This window comes from Endozoicomonas sp. SESOKO3 (assembly GCF_024606255.1).
The window spans coordinates 1-1,740 of record NZ_JAHHPR010000380.1 but is presented as its reverse complement, the minus strand read 5'-3'; the positions used below and the strand labels follow the sequence as shown (position 1 = coordinate 1,740).

Below are 1,740 nucleotides of genomic sequence, written 5' to 3'. Positions count from 1 at the left end.
CTTTCAGATTGAGGGAATTTGCAGTCTGCCGGGCAATACAGGCATCCAGGAAACCCTGCATTTTTTGCTGCCCGAACGACAGGTGTATACGATACAGTTGGAGGATGGATGGAGCCGTTTCGAAGAAGCTATCGAGCTGTTCAATATAGTCTGGGCTTTTGGCTTCTGGCTGCGACCAGATAATCTCCAACGTCCATCTTCTACTTCGTGCCATGATAAATCGCCGGTTGAGCTTTTGCCTCAGTGGTTCCAGTGCCTCCCACTGAGCTTTGTTCGGGGGGGGGGCTGAGGTTTTTGCACAGTTCAATGTACTCCAGACTCTCAGATTCAGGCAGCTGAGTCAGAGCAAACTTTACGATATTCAAAGGGGCGGGAATTGAGAGTGCCTTGTTGAGTAAGTTCTGGTCTTGTCGGCTTTCATTGTGTCTTGCCAGCCATAAACGTACGCCAGCTCCACCATGGTTATGTAATATCGGCAGCAAGGATGCCAACGCGGAAAGCACCTGAGGTCTTTCATTACGGGCGTTTGTGAAAGCGGTCAGGTATTGTTCAAATTCCGCAATGGTCATGCGCCACTTTAGAGGGGCTGTACTGAACAATGCCAAGACTTTCATGTTTTCCGCAATGGTCATACGCCACTTCTGGGGGAAAGAGCTAAAGAGCGGTAATGCGTTCACCGCATCGCCTTCCTCCCACTCATCATCCAAATCACTGATGTCGTAGATTGTTCACATCAAACTCATTGAAGTGACATACTAGCGCGGGAACGAGGTGAAAGGCATCTGTGCTTTGGTGATTCATTTTGCGTCCTTTCTGTTAGTTGCCTACAGTGGTAGGGCAATGGAGGTATTTTTTTAACAGGGTATCCGGTTGAGGTAAAACGATGAATAGCTTATACGAAACCGACCATCACAAATGGTTGACCGAGCAAGTAGGCTTACTGGCTAACAAACAATTTGACCAGCTAGACCTTGAAAATCTGTTGGAGGAGTTGGAGTTGGGTATAGAGGCTAAAGTCGATAATCTTGAGAATTATCTATCCACTTTGATAACCCATCTTCTTAAATGTGATTACCAAACGACCGTATTAAGGGATACGATAGCCGCCGAGAGATTCCCTAAGGGGTGGGTAAAAACCATATATAGATCAAGGAATAACATCAATAAACTAATAAGAAAAAATCCCTGTTTAAAACCAAGAATCGAGAATATATTAGAAAACTCGTATCCCGAAGGAAAAAAAGACGCAATTTGGGAAATGAATCTTCATATACCCGCCCAATGCCCAAAACTGGACAACAGCAGCTATCCAGACAAATGCCCGTGGTCTTACGAGCAAATGATGTCTGAAGACTGGTATCCTTAAACGGAGTGAATCCCTATGAGTAGTTTATTGACTCGCTCCCATGAACCTTAGCCATAACAGCGAGTGTTGCGCTCGTTGCGGATTTAATCAAGAGCTGGAGCCTCTGGTAATCGAGAGGCTAACCGGGAAACCAAAGGTGGCGGCGTAGATCCATCTGCTGGCGGTAACGGCATGCAGTCTCTCCCTATACATCAAACAGTTCATCCTCAAATAGCCATTCATTCAGCCCGAGCGGATCCCTCTTTTTATCCTCACAGGCTTTGTGCCATTCGAGCTGTGTCGCCACATCCACTCTGTCGCTCATTTTGTTGATCACCGCGGCGAGTTGCATTGGAGTCATCTGGGGGCGATAAAGTTCCAGCATTTCAAGCTCT

At 46.6% G+C, this 1,740-nt stretch carries 4 protein-coding genes; 1 reads left to right on the top strand and 3 read right to left on the bottom strand.

The window, feature by feature from the left end; all coding sequences use genetic code 11:
• Together KDK18_RS06660 and KDK18_RS06655 are read right to left on the bottom strand one after the other, a co-directional pair.
• Positions 1 to 214, bottom strand: a 214-nt coding sequence (locus tag KDK18_RS06660) for a hypothetical protein (protein WP_257254091.1), incomplete at its 3' end; no start/stop codon positions are given.
• Positions 201 to 707 (bottom strand): hypothetical protein, encoded by a 507-nt coding sequence (locus KDK18_RS06655; RefSeq protein ID WP_257254090.1) that lies wholly within the window; start codon positions 705 to 707, stop codon positions 201 to 203. The genes KDK18_RS06655 and KDK18_RS06660, both read right to left, overlap by 14 nt.
• Before the next feature lie 176 nt (positions 708 to 883).
• Between KDK18_RS06655 and KDK18_RS06650 the strand changes: the two genes are divergently transcribed.
• On the top strand, positions 884 to 1,366 hold the full coding sequence (locus KDK18_RS06650) for a DUF29 domain-containing protein (protein WP_257254089.1): 483 nt from the start codon (positions 884 to 886) through the stop codon (positions 1,364 to 1,366).
• Positions 1,367 to 1,550: 184 nt separating this feature from the next.
• On the opposite strand, the gene KDK18_RS06645 is transcribed toward KDK18_RS06650, so the two are convergent.
• On the bottom strand, positions 1,551 to 1,740 hold a 190-nt coding region (locus tag KDK18_RS06645; protein ID WP_257254088.1), incomplete at its 5' end, for a hypothetical protein.